Origin of the sequence: uncultured Aquabacterium sp. (assembly GCF_947366995.1) — a bacterium.
Taxonomy (GTDB): Bacteria; Pseudomonadota; Gammaproteobacteria; order Burkholderiales; family Burkholderiaceae_C; genus Aquabacterium.
Genome location: NZ_CANBCC010000016.1, coordinates 45,425 through 61,274, shown reverse-complemented (window position 1 = coordinate 61,274; position 15,850 = coordinate 45,425). Strand labels below are relative to the sequence as shown.

The window sequence follows — 15,850 nt, the reverse complement described above, 5'->3', positions numbered from 1 at the left end:
CGCTGAAGATGGAAGTCGGCTTCATGGTCGACGGCCTGACCGCGATGATGATGTGCGTGGTGACCTTCGTGTCGCTGATGGTGCACATCTACACCATCGGCTACATGGAAGAGGACCCGGGCTACCAGCGCTTCTTCTCGTACATCTCGCTGTTCACCTTCTCGATGTTGATGCTCGTGATGAGCAACAACCTCCTGCAGCTGTTCTTCGGCTGGGAGGCGGTGGGTCTGGTGTCGTACCTGCTGATCGGTTTCTGGTTCAAGAAGCCCACGGCGACCTTCGCCAACATGAAGGCCTTCCTGGTCAACCGCGTGGGTGACTTCGGCTTCATCTTGGGTATCGGTCTGCTGCTGGCCTACACCGGCACGCTGAACTACACCGAGCTGTTCGCCAAGGCGGGTGACCTGACCACGCTGACGCTGCCCAAGACCGACTGGGCGCTGATCACCGTGATCTGCATCTGCCTGTTCATCGGTGCGATGGGCAAGTCGGCGCAGTTCCCGCTGCACGTGTGGCTGCCCGACTCGATGGAAGGCCCGACGCCCATCTCGGCCCTGATTCACGCGGCCACCATGGTGACCGCCGGCATCTTCATGGTGTCGCGCATGTCGCCGCTGTTCGAGCTGTCGGATGCGGCCCTGAACTTCATCCTGGTGATCGGCTCGATCACGGCCCTGTTCATGGGCTTCCTGGGCATCATCCAGAACGACATCAAGCGCGTGGTGGCTTACTCCACGCTGTCGCAGCTGGGTTACATGACTGTGGCCCTGGGCGTGTCGGCCTACAACGTGGCCGTCTTCCACCTGATGACGCACGCCTTCTTCAAGGCGCTGCTGTTCCTCGGTGCGGGCTCGGTCATCATCGGCATGCACCACGATCAGGACATCCGCAACATGGGTGGCCTGTGGAAGCGCATGCCCATCACGTGGATCACGTCCCTGCTGGGCAACCTCGCCCTGATCGGCACGCCGTTCTTCGCCGGTTTCTACTCGAAGGACTCGATCATCGAGGCCGTGCACGCCAGCAACCTGCCGGCCGCGGGTTTCGCGACCTTCGCCGTGACCGCCGGTGTGTTCATCACCGCCTTCTACAGCTTCCGGATGTACTTCCTGGTCTTCCATGGCAAGGAACGTTTCCACCACAAGCCGTTCCCGGGTGAGCACGACCACCACGACGACGACCACGGCCATGCCCATGAGCCGCACGAGTCGCCCTGGGTGGTGACGGCACCGCTGCTGCTGCTGGCCATTCCGTCGGTGGTGATCGGCTTCCTGTGCATCGAGCCCATGCTGTTCGGTGACTTCTTCAAGGGCGCGATCTTCGTCGATGCCGCCAAGCATCCTGCCATGGCCGAACTGGCGCACCATTTCCATGGTGCGACCGCGATGGCGCTGCACGGCTTCAGCACGGTGCCGTTCTGGCTGGCTCTGGGCGGTGTGGTCACGGCCTATGTGTTCTATCTGGTGGCGCCGCAGATCCCGGCCATGTTTGCCAAGGTGCTGCGTCCGCTGATCGTGATCGGCGAGAACAAGTACTACATGGACTGGATCAACGAGAACGTCTTCGCCGCAGGGGCGCGCCTGATCGGCCGCTTCTTCTGGAAGGTGGGTGACGTGGCCCTGATCGACGGTCTGGCCGTCAACGGTTCCGCCAAGCTGGTCGGCCTGGTCGGTTCGCTGGTCCGCCTGTTCCAGACCGGTTACCTCTATCACTACGCGCTGGTCATGATCCTCGGGGTCTTCGCCCTGATGACCTGGTTCGTGTTCATGCAGCCCTGAGCGCGGGGACCAGTCCATGCAAACAATGTCCAACATCCTTTCTCTGGCCATCTGGGTTCCGGTGGTCTTCGGGATCCTGCTGCTGGCCGTCGGCCGCCAGGAGAACGCCGCATTCACCCGCTGGGTGGCCCTGATCGGCGCAATCGCCGGCTTCCTGGTCACCATCCCGCTGATGACCGGCTTCGACAACTCGACGGCGGCCATGCAGTTCGTCGAGAAGGCGCCCTGGATCGAGCGCTTCAATGTCATGTACCACCTGGGTGTCGATGGCATCTCGATGTGGTTCGTGCCCCTGACGGCCTTCATCACGGTGATCGTGGTGCTGGCGGGCTGGGAGGTCATTGAAGACCGTCCGCACCAGTACTACGGCGCTTTTCTGATCCTGTCGGGTCTGATGGTCGGCGTGTTCTCGGCGCTCGACGGCATGCTGTTCTACGTGTTCTTTGAGGCGACCCTGATTCCGATGTACATCATCATCGGCATGTGGGGCGGCCCGCGTCGGGTGTACGCTGCCTTCAAGTTCTTTCTGTACACGCTGCTCGGCTCGCTGTTGATGCTGATCGCGCTGATCTTCCTGTACTACAAGTCGGGCGGTTCCTTCAGCATCCTCGACTGGCACAAGCTGCCGCTGGCCGCCACGCCGCAGACGCTGCTCTTCATCGCCTTCTTCGCAGCCTTCGCCGTCAAGGTGCCGATGTTCCCGGTGCACACCTGGCTGCCCGACGTGCACGTGGAAGCGCCGACAGGTGGTTCCGCCGTGCTGGCCGCGATCATGCTGAAGCTCGGTTGCTATGGATTCCTGCGTTTCATGCTGCCGATCGTGCCCGATGCGTCGCACGAGTACGCGCCGGTCGTCATCACCCTGTCGCTGGTCGGTGTGATCTACATCGGTCTGGTGGCCATGGTGCAGCAGGACATGAAGAAGCTGGTGGCCTATTCGTCCATCGCCCACATGGGTTTCGTGACCCTGGGTTTCTTCATCTTCAACGAGCTGGGGATGTCCGGTGGCCTGGTGCAGATGATTGCCCACGGCTTTGTCTCGGGCGCCATGTTCCTGAGCATCGGCGTGCTGTACGACCGCGTGCACTCGCGTGAGATCTCGTCCTACGGTGGTGTGGTGAACACGATGCCGAAATTCGCTGCCTTTGCGCTGCTGTTCTCGATGGCCAACTGTGGTCTGCCGGGCACCGCGGGCTTCGTGGGCGAGTGGATGGTGATCCTGGGCGCCGTGCAGTACGACTTCCTGATCGGCCTGCTGGCAGCCACCGCACTGATCTTCGGTGCGGCCTACACGCTGTGGATGTACAAGCGCGTCTACTTCGGTGACGTGACCAACGACCACGTGCGTGAACTCACCGACATCAATGCCCGTGAATTCCTGATCCTGGCCGTCCTGGCCGCCGCCGTGCTGTGGATGGGCATCCAGCCCAAGCCCTTCACCGACGTGATGCACGTCTCGGTGACGGAGCTGCTCAAGCACGTGGCTCAAAGCAAGCTGAACTGAGGCCCGAACCAACATGACTGACCTCAACTGGATCGCGGTGACCCCCGAGATCGTCCTGCTGGCGATGGCCTGTCTGGTCGCGCTCGTGGACCTGTTCGTCACCTGCCCGCAATGCAAGCCGACCTACTACCTGACGATGCTGTCGCTGGCCGGTGTGGCCGGCCTGCACCTGCAGGCGCTGGACTCGGGTGCCTCCGTCTATGCCATGCAGCAGATGGTGGTGACCGATGCCATGGGCCATCTGCTGTCGCTGTGCGCCACGCTGGCCGTGATGGGCTCGCTGGTCTATGCGCAGACGTACGCGGCCTCGCGCGAGATGCTCAAGGGCGAACTGTTCTCGCTGAGCATGTTCGCGCTGCTGGGCATATCCATCATGATCATCGGCAACAACTTCCTGGCCATCTACCTGGGCCTGGAGCTGATGTCGCTGTCGCTGTATGCGCTCGTGGCCCTGCGCCGTGACCACGCCCAGTCGACCGAAGCTGCGATGAAGTACTTCGTGCTGGGCGCGCTGGCTTCAGGCTTCCTGCTGTATGGCCTGTCGATGATGTACGGCGCCACCGGTTCGTTGGACATCGGCGAGGTCTACAAGGCCACGCTGGCCGGCACCGCCAACAAGCAGGTGCTGGTGTTCGGCGTGGTGTTCATCGTCGCCGGTCTGGCGTTCAAGCTCGGCGTGGTGCCGTTCCACATGTGGGTGCCCGACGTCTACCAGGGTGCCCCGACGGCCGTCACGCTGCTGGTGGCCGGCGCCCCGAAGCTGGCGGCGTTCGCCATCACCATCCGCCTGCTGGTGGAAGGCATGATCAACCTGGCCACCGACTGGCAGCAGATGCTGCTGATCCTGGCTGTGGCCTCGATGACGGTCGGCAACCTGGCCGCCATTGCGCAGACCAACCTGAAGCGTTTGCTGGCGTACTCGGGCATTGCGCAACTCGGCTTCATGCTGCTCGGCTTTGTGCCCACGGTGGTGGCGGGCAACACGGTGTCGGCCGGCAACGGATACGGCTCGTCGCTGTTCTACGTGCTGACCTATGTGCTGACCACGCTGGGCACCTTCGGTCTGATCATGATCCTGTCGCGCCCGGGCTTCGAGTCCGAGCAGATCTCGGATCTGGCCGGTCTGAACAAGCGCAGCCCGGTGCTGGCCGGTGCCATGGCCGTGTTCATGTTCTCGCTGGCCGGCATCCCGCCGACGGTGGGTTTCTATGCCAAGCTGGCCGTGCTGCAGGCGCTGATCACGACAAACTCGCCGCTGCTTCTGCAGATCTCGATCGTGGCCGTGGTGCTGTCGCTGATCGGTGCGTTCTACTACCTGCGCGTCATCAAGGTCATGTACTTTGACGAACCGACGGACGTCACCCCGGTGGCCGAAGGCGGCGCCGCCCGCGCGCTGCTGTCGGTGAACGCACTGGCCGTGCTGGTCCTCGGCGTCCTGCCTGGTGGCCTGATGGCCCTGTGCGCCCGCGCCATCACCCAGTCGCTCGCTGGTTGAGTGACGACGATGTCGTGCATTGACATGGAGTACGCCGCATGACGGGCCTGGTGCCCGTCTGGGCGGTGTCTGTGGTGCTGCTGGCCGCCCTTGTGGCGGCCAATTTGCCTTTCGTGAACGAGCGCCTGTTTCTGTTTGGCCCCCGCCGCGAGGCAAAGGCCGTGGCCTGGCGCTTGCTTGAACTGCTCGTGTATGCGGCGCTGGTGGCGCTGCTGGGCCGTGCGCTTGAATCGCACCTGGGTCAGGCCAGCCCGGTGCGCTGGGAGTTCGTGGCTGTGTGGTTGTGCGTCTTCCTGACGCTGGCCTTCCCGGGTTTCGTCTGGCGTTATCTGCGCCGTCATTGAGCCGCGGGCAGGCGGGCACGCGTGCTGCCCGCACGACAGGTGGCTGCCTTACTCTCGACAGGAACTGCGATGACCTTGCCCCTGGATGCCTCTGTGGTCGATGCCGATGACGCGCACCTGCGCGAGCACACCGTGTCGTCGGAAACGGTCTACGAGGGGCGCTTTCTGTCCATGCGGCGCGACCGCATCGAACTGCCTGACGGCCGTCCGGCCACCCGTGAGTACGTCGTCCATCCGGGTGCGGTGATGGTGGTGCCGATCCTGCCCGATGGCCGTCTGGTGGTCGAGAGGCAATACCGTTATCCCGTTTCGCGCACGATGATCGAGTTTCCCGCGGGCAAGCTCGATCCGGGCGAGGGCGGCCTGGTGTGCGCGCAACGCGAGCTGTTCGAGGAGACCGGCTATGTGGCGCGTCGCTGGGCCAGGGCGGGGCAGATGCATCCGGTGATCGGCTACGCCAACGAGTTCATCGAGATCTGGTTCGCCGATGAGCTCACCGAGGGCGAGCGGCAACTCGACGAGGGCGAGTTCCTGGACGTGTTCGCGGCCACGCAGGCCGAGCTTGAAGGCTGGATGCGCGACGGCCGGCTCACGGACGCGAAGACCATTGTGGGCATGATGTGGCTGGCGCAGTGGCGTGCTGGAAACTGGTCGCTGGATTGGCAGACCGTCTGAAACGAGCCTCGGATCATGTTGGTGGTGGATCTGCACTGTGCCCTCGGGCACGACTTCGAGGGCTGGTTCGGCTCGGCGGATGACCTGGCCGACCAGCAGGCGCGCGGGCTGGTGACTTGCCCCATCTGTGGTGGACACGAGGTGGTGCGGCGCCCCTCAGCGCCCCGGCTCAATGTGTCGGGGATGAAGGAAGCGGCGCAGGCCGCCCCGGCGTCGGTGCCCGATGCTTCTGTGAGCGGAGGGGGCGGCCTGTCACCGGAAGGTGCGCGCCACGCCGAAACGGCACAAGACGTCGCTCGCGCCTTGCGATCGATGTACGCTGAACTGGTCCGCGAGGTGGCGTCCCGCACGGAGGACGTGGGCGAACGGTTCGCGGAGGAGGCGCGCCGTATCCACCACGGCGAGGCGCCGGAGCGGGGCATCCGGGGCCAGGCTTCAGCGGAAGAGCGTGAGGCGCTCGCGGACGAGGGCATCGAAGTGATGGCCTTGCCGTGGCCGGTGGTGCCGAAGTCCAGCCTGCAGTGAGCGGGTGCGGACGTCGGGAGACGTCACCCCCTGCATGAGGGGGCGCGGGTCGGGCACGCGCGGAGTGCCATGCGCCTGTCATCGAGGCCTTCGAGGATGTGGGGATCCCGCCGCGCGGCGGGGTTGTCCTGCCCCACACCCTCCCAAGAAGGTCCCTCATGAAACCCCATGACATGAAGCGCCGCCAGATGCTGCAAGGCTCTGGTGCTCTGATGGCCGCCGGCCTGTTCACCACCCTGCAGGGGCTGCAGATGCGCCAGGCGCATGCCGCGACCCGGTTCAGTAACCTGGTCACAGGCCCCTATGGCGCGCTCGCGCCAGTGAATGACCTGAGCACCGGTCTGCCGCTGCTCATGCTGCCATCCGGCTTCTCGTACAAGTCCTTCGGCTGGACCGGCGATCTGATGGCCAACGGCCAGCGTTGCCCCAGCAACCACGACGGCATGGCCGTGGTCCGTACGCGCCAGGTCGGTCGCTCGACCGAGATGGTGCTGGTGCGCAACCACGAGCGCGGCACCGGTAGCTACGCCAACCGCATTCAGGCGCCCGGCGTCTATGACGACGGCTTGATCGCTGGCGACACCGCGCTGGGCGGCACCACGAACCTCGTCTTCCGCGATGGCAACTGGGTCAGCATGGCGCCCAGCCTGGGCGGCACGCTGGTCAACTGCGCTGGTGGCGTGACGCCGTGGGGCACGTGGCTGAGCTGCGAGGAGATCAACACCAACAATGTGTCGAGCACCGGCAAGAAGCACGGCTATGTCTTCGAGGTGACCGCCGATCCGCTGCAGACCACGGGCCAGCCCATTGTGGGCATGGGCCGCTTTGCCCACGAGGCCGTGGCCGTCGACCCGAAGACCGGCATCGTCTACGAGACCGAGGACGCTCGCAACGTGTCCGCGCTGTACCGCTACGTGCCCCATGTGACGCCCGGTGGCGTGGGCTCGCTGGTGCAGGGCGGTGAACTGCAGGCCGCCCGCGTGAAGGGCCGCCCGAACGCGAGCCTGATCGTGGCGTCGATGGGCGACGAGGTGGAGCTCGAGTGGGTGACGATCGCCAACCCGGACGCCGACATCACGACGACGGCTGCCCTGACCGCCGTGCCGCCAGGCATCACGTCGACGACGAACTGCAGTGGCACGTTCGCGCAGGCCTGGAATGCGGGCTGCCTGCAGATGAGTCGCGGTGAGGGCATCTGGTATCACGCCGGCAAGATGTACATCGCCGACACGAGCGTGGGTGTGGACAGCAGCAGCCGCCCTGGCCGCGGCGACGGCGCCGTCTGGGAACTGGATCTGGCCACGATGAAGATGAAGGCCATCTACGTCAGCAGGGGCCAGCTGGTGGGCAACAACCCCGACAACATCACCGTGAGCCCGCGTGGCGGCATCCTGCTGTGTGAAGACGGTGGCAACAGCCCGGACAGCTATGGCTCGGGTTCGCGCGTGTTCGGCCTGACGGCCCAGGGCGACGCCTACTACTTTGCGAAGAACACGGTGAACCTCACGGCCGCGCAGATTGCCGCAGCCGGCAAGACCATCAATGCGGGCGACTACCAGGGCAGCGAGTTCTGTGGGGCCTGCTGGGATCCGAGCGGCCGCGTGCTGTTCGTCAACATCCAGACGCCGGGCATCACCTTCGCCATCACGGGCCCGTGGGCGCGTGGCAACCAGTGAATCACACAGATCAACGGAGTTTTCACATGATCAAGCACGCTTTCCTGTCGGCGGCCCTGCTGTCGGCGACCCTGTCCGCACACGCGGTGACGATGACCGGCATGTCGCTCCAGGGCAATGCCCTGGCCGGCTTCTACTCGCCCGACGGCGAGCTGAGCCTGGACCTCAACCTGGTCAACCAGCGTCCTGCCACGCTGGTATTCACGGTGGAAGCGACGGACCCGGCGGAGCTGAAGTTCGACGCCGTGCTGGCGAACCTGAGCGGCTTCAACTGGTCGCTCGTGACGCTGACGCTCGACAAGGGCGTGAGCTTCGGTTCGGACGGCACCGTGCAGACCACGTTTGCACCGGGCTCGGTGCTGTCGCGCGCGGGCGGCACGGCGCAGATCACACTGGCCCAGCCCGGCGAAGGCTATGGTCTCGAGATCGGTGACGTGTTCGGCAACGCCGGCACCACCGACTGGACGCTTCAGCTCAACGGCCTGAAAGTGGGTCAGCAGTTCTCGCTGACGGTATCGGCGGTGCCAGAGCCCGAATCGGTTGCCTTGATGCTGGCGGGTCTTGGCGTGATCGGCGCGGTGCGCGCCCGTCGTCGCGTCTGAGCTTCCGGGCCTTCAGAGCACCCGGCCGGGATTCAGAAGACCGGTCGGGTCGAGGGCCTGCTTGAGGGCCTTCATGGTGGCGAGGGCCACCGGGTCGGCGCGGCGTGCCAGTTCATCGCGGCGTAGCGCGCCGATGCCGTGTTCGGCAGACAGCGTGCCGCCCCGCGCCATCACGAGGCCGAACACCAGGGCGTTGACCTCGCCCTCAAAGATCGCCAGGGCAGGGCCGCTGCGCGCCGAGGCGGGCGGCTGCACGTTGTAGTGCAGATTGCCGTCGCCCAGGTGGCCGAAGCAGACCACCCGCGCATCCGGCCAGCGTTGGGTGATGGCCCGACCGGCTTCTGCGACGAAGGCCGGGACGGCCGAGGTGGGCATGCCGATGTCGTGCTTGACCATCAGGCCCTCTGTCTTTTCAGCGAGTGGGATGCTCTCGCGGAGGGCCCACATGGCCCTCCGCTGGTGCTCGTTGTGCGCCAGCGCGGCGTTCTGCGCGAGGCCGGTGGTGAGCACCTCGTCGAGCCAGCCCTGCAGGGTTTCTGCGGCGTGGGGAGCCGACACGCTGCTCGCGTATTCCATCAGCACGAGCCACGGTGGCTGCACGCCTGGGTGGTTCGCGTTGAACGGCGCCATCGGGCGAGCGGCGTCGGGCAGATGCCGAGCCACCAGCGACAGCGGCAGGGCTTCCATGACCTCGAACGCAGTGAGCCCGGCATCCAGATGTCGGCGTGCAGCCTGCAGCAGCGCCACCGCCGCACTCATGTCGGCGCAAGCCACCAGGGCCGTGCACAAGCCCTGTGGGCGCGTATACAGCCGCAGGCTGGCCGCCGTGATGATGCCGAGCGTGCCTTCGCTGCCGATGAAGAGGTCGCGCAGGGCGTAGCCCGTGTTGTTCTTGCGCAGGCTGCTGAGGACATCAAGGACCTCGCCGTGTGCTGTGACGACCTCAATGCCCAGGCACAGTTCGCGTGCCGTGCCATAGCGCAGCACCTGGGTGCCACCGGCATTGGTTGCGAGGTTGCCCCCAATCGTGCACGTTCCTTCAGAGGCGAGGCTGAGCGGAAACAGAAGTCCGGCGGCCGCTGCAGCGTCCTGGACTTGTGCAAGGGTGCAGCCGGCCTGAACCGTCATCGACAGGTTGGCGGCGTCGACCGCCAGGACGCGGTTCAAGCGGCTCAGCGAGAGCACCACCTGTTTACCTGATGCGTCGGGCACGCTGCCGCCCACCAGCCCGGTGTTGCCGCCCTGAGGCACGATGGTGGCACCGTGCTGCGCGCACAGGCGGACGACCGTGGCGACCTCTTCGGTGCTGGCTGGGCGGGCGATGGCCCGGGCGCGGCCGTGGTAGCGCTGCCGCCAGTCGCTCAGATAACGTGCGTGTTCGTCGGCCTGTGCCTCGGAAGAGAGCACGGCAGCTGCGCCGAGCGCTTGGCGCAGGGCGGCAACCAGGGCGTCGGCCGTGTCGGGCATGGTCACTCGGCGGCGCTGCGGAGGGCGCCCTTTTCCTTCGGGGGCAGCACGCGCAGTCGCAGGCGCACATAGGCCGCGCAGCCCACAAACAGCACCACACTGAGCGCCACTTCAACAAAGGCCAGTTGCTGCGACAAGCCCGTGTCGCCCGCGGCACGCACCACGCCTTCGGTGAAGTACAGCCACACCAGCAACGACAGCCAGCGGCAGGTGTAGAGACGGTGCTTGAGCAGGCCGGCGATGCCGAACGTGAGCGGCACCACCTTCAAGGCCAGCGCGCCGCCACTGCCGCCCTGCAGCGGGGCAAGCCACAGTTCCCACGCCACGCCGAGCGCAATCAGCCCCAGCAGCGCGCCGATGTTGACGCGACGCAGCGCCTCGATCTGCCGCCGGCGTTCGGGCGGGTGCTGGCCGAGAACTGGCTCGGTGAGGGGATCGGGAACGGACACAGCGGGACTCTTTCAGCGTGGGGAAGGGCGTGAGGCTGGCATCATAGCCAGATGAATGTGTTGCGGACCGCCCGGCGGGCCAGCCTGTCGCGCTGGCGCCGGTTTGTACAGATGCTGATCCAGTGGCCCTGGGGGCAGACCTACGAGACGCTGCGCCACCGTTTTCGTGAGGATCGCCTGGGGCTCACCGCCGGCAGCTTGACCTTTACCACCACGATCGCGCTGGTGCCCTTGTTCACGGTGATGCTGGCCCTGTTCAGCGCGTTTCCGGTGTTTGCGCGGTTTCGCAAGGTGCTGGAGCAGCAGGTGCTGGCCGGGCTGGTGCCCGACATGATTGCCAAGCCGGTGTTGCTGACGCTGACCAAGTTCGCCGCCAAGGCGAGCCAGCTCGGGGGCCTGGGCCTGGTGGCGCTGGGTTTCACGGCGATGGCGCTGATGCTGACCATCGACCACACGCTCAACGGCATCTGGCGTGTGCGGCGCCCGCGGCCGATCGCGCAGCGGGTGCTGGTGTACTGGGCTGCGCTGACGCTCGGGCCGCTGGTGGCCGCCGTCAGCCTGTCCGTGACCTCGTATGTGCTGTCGGCGTCTCGCGGGCTGGTGGCCGACCTGCCGGGCGGTCTGAGCCTGGTGCTGACCAGCATCGTCTTCCTGCTGCAGACTGCGGGCTTCGCCGCCCTGTACCGCTTCGTGCCGAACACCTTCGTGCGCTGGCCCCACGCCTGGAGCGGCGCGCTCTTTGCCTCCGTGGGCCTTGAGTTGGCGCAGAAGGCGCTGGCCTTCTACCTCGCGCAGGTGCCGGTGTATTCGACGGTCTATGGCGCATTCGCGGCGATGCCCATCTTCCTCATCTGGATCTACCTCAGCTGGCTCATCGTGCTGATGGGGGCGGTGGTGGCGGCCTACGCGCCCAGTCTGCTCTCACAGGCGAAGCGGTGGCCCGACACGCCGGGGCAGCGGTTCGCCCTGGCATTGGCCGTGCTGGCGGCACTGCGGGCCGCGCGACGCACCGAGGCCCGTGGCCTGACGGCCGAGGCCCTGGCAGAGCAGCTGAGGACCGACCCGCTCCAGACCGAGCCCGTGCTCGACCTGCTGGTGACGCTGGACTGGGTGGGCCGGCTGGCCGACGAGGACGACACCGGGGGACGCTACACCCTGCTGTGCGACCCGGCCACGACGCCGCTGAACCCCTTGCTGGGCGCCTTGCTGTTGCGGCCGGACGGGATCACGATCGGGTTCTGGCACGCGGCTCGGCTCGACGCCATCACGGTGGCTGACGCGCTGCCGACCTGATTCAACCCCATTCGATGACAGTGGCGCTACCGTGAAACCCCCTTGGCCACCCCGGGCCAAGCGGCTATATTCAACGACACAGGGGTCTGGCCCCGCTTTGTTCAACCTGCTCCAAGGAGAGGCCCCCATGAAAGTCAGCGACATCCTGCGCGTCAAGGGCAGCACCCTGTTCACCGTGCAGCCGGATCAACCTCTGAGTGAAGCCGCCTCCACGATGGCCGAGCGCGACATCGGTTCGCTGGTGGTGATGGAGCACGGGGATCTGGTCGGCATGCTGACCTTCCGTGAGGTGATCCAGGGTACGGTACGCAATGGCGGCAGCTTCGGCACGCTGCTGGTGCGTTCGGTGATGGACGACCATCCGCTGACCTGCACCCCCGACACCGAGATCGACGAGGTGCGTCGCATGATGCTGAACCGCCATGCGCGTTACATGCCCGTGATGACGCAGAAGACCCTCATGGGCGTGATCTCGTTCTACGACGTGGCCAAGGCCGTGGTGGACGGACAGGACTTCGAAAACCGCATGCTCAAGGCCTACATCCGCGACTGGCCGGTGGAAGAAGAGGGCGCGGCAGAGCGCCCGGCGCTGCTCTGACCCGCCTGCGCTGAAGCGGCGGGCACGCCGTTTTCCGCCTCACGCCCGGCCCGCGCCGGGCGTTCGCATTTGCGCGTGTCGCCATGCGATCGGCGACAATGCAGGTTTTCCGGTTTCCTCACTCTGGTTGGCGCAATGGCTGGCAGCACCTTCGGTCTCTTGTTCACGGTCACGAACTTCGGCGAATCGCATGGCCCGGCCATCGGCTGCGTCATTGACGGCTGCCCGCCGGGCATGGCCTTGTCGGAAGCCGATATCCAGCCCGACCTCGACCGCCGTCGCCCCGGCACCTCGCGCCACGTCACGCAGCGCAACGAGCCAGACGCCGTCGAGATCCTCAGTGGCGTCTACGAAGGGCGCACCACGGGCGCCCCGATTGCGCTGCTGATCCGCAACACCGACCAGCGCAGCAAGGACTACGGCAACATCCTGCAGACCTTTCGCCCCGGGCATGCCGACTACACGTACTGGCACAAGTACGGCATTCGCGACCCGCGTGGCGGTGGCCGCTCCTCGGCCCGCCTGACAGCGCCCATGGTGGCGGCGGGCGCCGTGGCCAAGAAGTGGCTGCGCGAGCAGTTCGGCACCGAGATCCGCGGCTGCATGATGCAGCTGGGAGAGCTGCCGATTGCGTTTGAGGACTGGGCCCACGTGCCGAACAACCCGTTCTTTGCGGCCAACGCGAGCCAGATCGAGCAGCTCGAAACCTACATGGACGAGCTGCGCAAGGCCGGTGATTCCTGCGGTGCGAAGCTCATCGTCGAGGCGTCCGGCATGCCGGTGGGCCTCGGCGAGCCGCTGTTCGACAAGCTGGATGCCGACATTGCCTACGCGATGATGGGCATCAATGCGGTCAAGGGCGTTGAGATTGGCGCCGGGTTCGAGAGCGTCAGCCAGCGCGGTTCAGTGCATGGCGACGAGCTGTACGCCGAGGGCTTCGGCTCGAACCACGCCGGGGGGGTGTTGGGGGGCATCTCGACGGGGCAGGATCTGCGTGTGGCGATCGCGATCAAGCCGACCAGCTCGATCCGTACACCGCGTCAGTCCATTGACCTGGCCGGGCAGGCCGCCACGGTAGAGACCTTCGGCCGCCATGACCCGTGCGTGGGCATCCGCGCCACGCCGATCGCCGAGGCGATGCTGGCGCTGGTTCTGATCGACCACGCGCTGCGCCACCGTGCACAGTGTGGCGACGTGCGGGTGGACACGCCCCGCATCCCGGCCGCACGCGATTGATGTACCTTGCCGGCGTGCACGTTCAAGGTGCACGTTAGTCCGGCAAAAAGCACGGCTTTTTCAGGATTTGGAAAAAACCGGGGCGGTGATGGAATGTCGGCATTTCGTCACAGCAACCGCGGGTCGAGGCTGGCTCCGCCTCGTCCGGCAGGCAGGTTTTCCAAGGAGCCCTGATGAGCACGATGTTCCCCCCAACCTCGATGCCCTGGTCGCGCGGCCGCGCCCAGGATGCCACCGGGGTCTGCACCACACGCTCGCACCCCGTGCGCGGGTTCTTCCAGTACCACGGTATCTGGGCGCCCGGCGTCAGGTTGTTTCGCAGCCTCGGGTTCCGGGCGAAGGCGCTGATTATTTCGGGGGCCTTCCTCGTGCCGCTGGTGGTGTTGGGCGCGTCCTACCAGTGGTCACACCATCTGAATCTGCGCTTTGTGGAAGCCGAGCGAGCCGGCGTGGCGTACGCCGGTCCTTTACTGGCACTGGTGGAGTCGACCACCACGATGCAACAGCAGGCACGCGCCGCTGCGCGCGGTGAACCGGCCGCCGGGTTCGAACCCGCCCGGATGGCGGTACGTCAGGCGCTGGAGGCCTTGACGACCCAGCATGCAGCGCGCGGGGGCTTGCTGGGCGTGACATCGCGCTGGAAGCCGCTGACCGATGCGCTGAACCGGGCCGAAGCGATGCCGCTGTCGGATGCAGAGGCCATCTTCGAAACATTCAACCTGGCTCTGCAGCAGCAGTTCGCGATGCTGGATGCAGTGGTGGACCAGTCGAATCTGGCGCTCGATCCCGAGATCGCCAGCTATTACATGATGGACGCGGTGATGATTGCCGCACCGGACCTGGCCGCCACGGCGGGCCGATTGCGCGGGCGCCTGGTGTCGGCCATCAAGCGGGGCGGGGCACCGGCCGACGCCGTGGCCGAGATGGACCGCGACGCGCAGACCCTGCTGCGTCGCCTGGTGCAGATCGAGACCTCGTTGCGCAAGTCGAGCGCAGCACAGGCGAGCGCGGCCTTGCCCGTGGAGGCCCTCCGAGAGCCGGTTGCCTCGCTGGTCGCACTTGCTGCCGATCGGGTGGCAGGCAAGCCGCTGCCGCCGGACGTGAGCGGGGTGAATCGGGCGGGCAACGCCGCGGTCCAGGCGGGCTTTCGCTTGTTCCATGCGGGGCTGCCCGCGCTCGATGGCCTGCTGGCCGAGCGCGAGCGCCATCTTCAGCGCGAGGTGTGGGCGGTCAGTGTGCTGACCACCGTGTGCGTTGTGCTGGCGGCCTACCTGCTGTATTGCTTCTACCGCGTCACGCGGGGCGGCATGGATGAGGTCCGTCACCACCTGGTTGCCATGACGCGTGGTGATCTGACCACCTCGCCGCGCCCGTGGGGCCGGGATGAGGCGGCGGCCTTGATGAACACCATGGCCGACATGCAGCGTGCGATGCGGGGCCTTGTCAGCGAGGTGCGCGCAGCGGCACGGGTCATCGTGGAGTCGAGCTCCGAGATCGCGGCCGGCTCGTTGGACCTGTCCACCCGCACAGAGCGCACGGCGGCCAACCTGGAGGAGTCGGCGTCGTCGATGGAAGAGATGGCCGCCACGGTGCAGCAGACCGCGGCCCACGCGATGACGGCTGCCGAGATGGCCTCGGGCAATGCCGATGTGGCGACCCGCGGCGGCACCGAGATCGAGCGCGTGGTGCACACGATGAGCGAGATCCACCAGTCCTCGTCTCGCATTGGGGACATCATCGGCGTGATCGATGGGATCGCCTTTCAGACCAACATCCTGGCGCTGAATGCCGCGGTGGAAGCGGCGAGGGCTGGCGAGCAGGGGCGCGGTTTCGCAGTCGTGGCCGGCGAGGTGCGGGCATTGGCTCGGCGCAGCGCAACGGCAGCCCAGGAGATCAAGCAGCTGATTCAGGACAGCGTCACCCGCGTCACCAGTGGCGCGACCGTGGTGCAGGGCGCGGGCACGACCATGGCCGACATCGTGGCCAACGCCCAGCGCATGAATGGCTTGCTGTCGGACATCGCGACGGCGTCACGCGAGCAGAGCGCGGGCGTGGCCCAGGTCGGGCGCGCGGTTCAGGATCTGGACCGCGTCACGCAGGAGAACGCAGCCCTGGTGGAGCAGACGGCGGCGGCGGCCCGTGCGCTCAAGCATCAGGCCGAGGCACTGGCCCAGGCGGTCGGCAACTTCCGTCTGCCCTGAGGCTGTG

14 protein-coding genes are annotated in these 15,850 nt (G+C 66.2%); 12 read left to right on the top strand and 2 right to left on the bottom strand.

Going from position 1 to position 15,850, the window contains the following annotated elements:
• The 8 genes from nuoL to Q0Z44_RS06710 all read left to right on the top strand — a co-directional run.
• Positions 1-1,778: NADH-quinone oxidoreductase subunit L (gene nuoL / locus Q0Z44_RS06745; RefSeq protein WP_298011364.1), on the top strand; the 1,778-nt coding region annotated here is incomplete at its 5' end.
• Between the two features lie 25 nt (positions 1,779-1,803).
• Positions 1,804-3,282 carry an NADH-quinone oxidoreductase subunit M gene (locus Q0Z44_RS06740; protein ID WP_298011367.1) on the top strand — a complete coding sequence of 493 codons (1,479 nt, stop codon included), beginning with the start codon at positions 1,804-1,806 and terminating at the stop codon, positions 3,280-3,282.
• 13 nt (positions 3,283-3,295) lie between these two features.
• Positions 3,296-4,777 carry an NADH-quinone oxidoreductase subunit NuoN gene (gene nuoN / locus Q0Z44_RS06735; protein WP_298011363.1) on the top strand — a complete coding sequence of 494 codons (1,482 nt, stop codon included), beginning with the start codon at positions 3,296-3,298 and terminating at the stop codon, positions 4,775-4,777.
• 38 nt (positions 4,778-4,815) lie between these two features.
• Positions 4,816-5,121, top strand: a complete 306-nt coding sequence (locus Q0Z44_RS06730) for a DUF2818 family protein (protein ID WP_298011362.1) — start codon at positions 4,816-4,818, stop codon at positions 5,119-5,121.
• Positions 5,122-5,190: 69 nt separating this feature from the next.
• Positions 5,191-5,796, top strand: a complete 606-nt coding sequence (locus tag Q0Z44_RS06725; protein ID WP_298011361.1) for an NUDIX hydrolase — start codon at positions 5,191-5,193, stop codon at positions 5,794-5,796.
• 15 nt (positions 5,797-5,811) lie between these two features.
• Entirely contained in the window at positions 5,812-6,321 is a 510-nt protein-coding gene (locus Q0Z44_RS06720; RefSeq protein WP_298011360.1) for a DUF1178 family protein, read from the top strand.
• A 158-nt stretch (positions 6,322-6,479) separates the two neighbouring features.
• The gene (locus Q0Z44_RS06715; RefSeq protein WP_298011359.1) at positions 6,480-7,997 is read left to right on the top strand and encodes an alkaline phosphatase PhoX; all 1,518 of its coding nucleotides are present in this window, start codon (positions 6,480-6,482) and stop codon (positions 7,995-7,997) included.
• Positions 7,998-8,023: 26 nt separating this feature from the next.
• Entirely contained in the window at positions 8,024-8,599 is a 576-nt protein-coding gene (locus tag Q0Z44_RS06710; protein ID WP_298011358.1) for a PEP-CTERM sorting domain-containing protein, read from the top strand.
• Positions 8,600-8,611: 12 nt separating this feature from the next.
• Here Q0Z44_RS06710 and Q0Z44_RS06705 read toward each other — a convergent pair whose 3' ends face one another.
• Both Q0Z44_RS06705 and Q0Z44_RS06700 read right to left on the bottom strand, forming a co-directional pair.
• The gene (locus Q0Z44_RS06705; protein WP_298011357.1) at positions 8,612-10,066 is read right to left on the bottom strand and encodes an FAD-binding oxidoreductase; all 1,455 of its coding nucleotides are present in this window, start codon (positions 10,064-10,066) and stop codon (positions 8,612-8,614) included.
• Between the two features lie 2 nt (positions 10,067-10,068).
• Positions 10,069-10,449 (bottom strand): DUF2069 domain-containing protein, encoded by a 381-nt coding sequence (locus Q0Z44_RS06700; protein WP_298011366.1) that lies wholly within the window; start codon positions 10,447-10,449, stop codon positions 10,069-10,071.
• Between the two features lie 117 nt (positions 10,450-10,566).
• Here Q0Z44_RS06700 and Q0Z44_RS06695 point away from each other — a divergent pair, with 117 nt between their 5' ends.
• The 4 genes from Q0Z44_RS06695 (at position 10,567) to Q0Z44_RS06680 (ending at position 15,843) form a co-directional block, all read left to right on the top strand.
• Entirely contained in the window at positions 10,567-11,808 is a 1,242-nt protein-coding gene (locus tag Q0Z44_RS06695; protein ID WP_298011356.1) for a YihY family inner membrane protein, read from the top strand.
• A gap of 127 nt (positions 11,809-11,935) precedes the next feature.
• Positions 11,936-12,406: a CBS domain-containing protein gene (locus Q0Z44_RS06690; protein ID WP_109036911.1), complete on the top strand. Its 471-nt coding sequence runs from the start codon at positions 11,936-11,938 to the stop codon at positions 12,404-12,406.
• A 135-nt stretch (positions 12,407-12,541) separates the two neighbouring features.
• Positions 12,542-13,642, top strand: a complete 1,101-nt coding sequence (gene aroC, locus Q0Z44_RS06685; protein WP_298011355.1) for a chorismate synthase — start codon at positions 12,542-12,544, stop codon at positions 13,640-13,642.
• A 173-nt stretch (positions 13,643-13,815) separates the two neighbouring features.
• Entirely contained in the window at positions 13,816-15,843 is a 2,028-nt protein-coding gene (locus Q0Z44_RS06680; protein ID WP_298011354.1) for a methyl-accepting chemotaxis protein, read from the top strand.
• Positions 15,844-15,850: the final 7 nt, after the last annotated feature.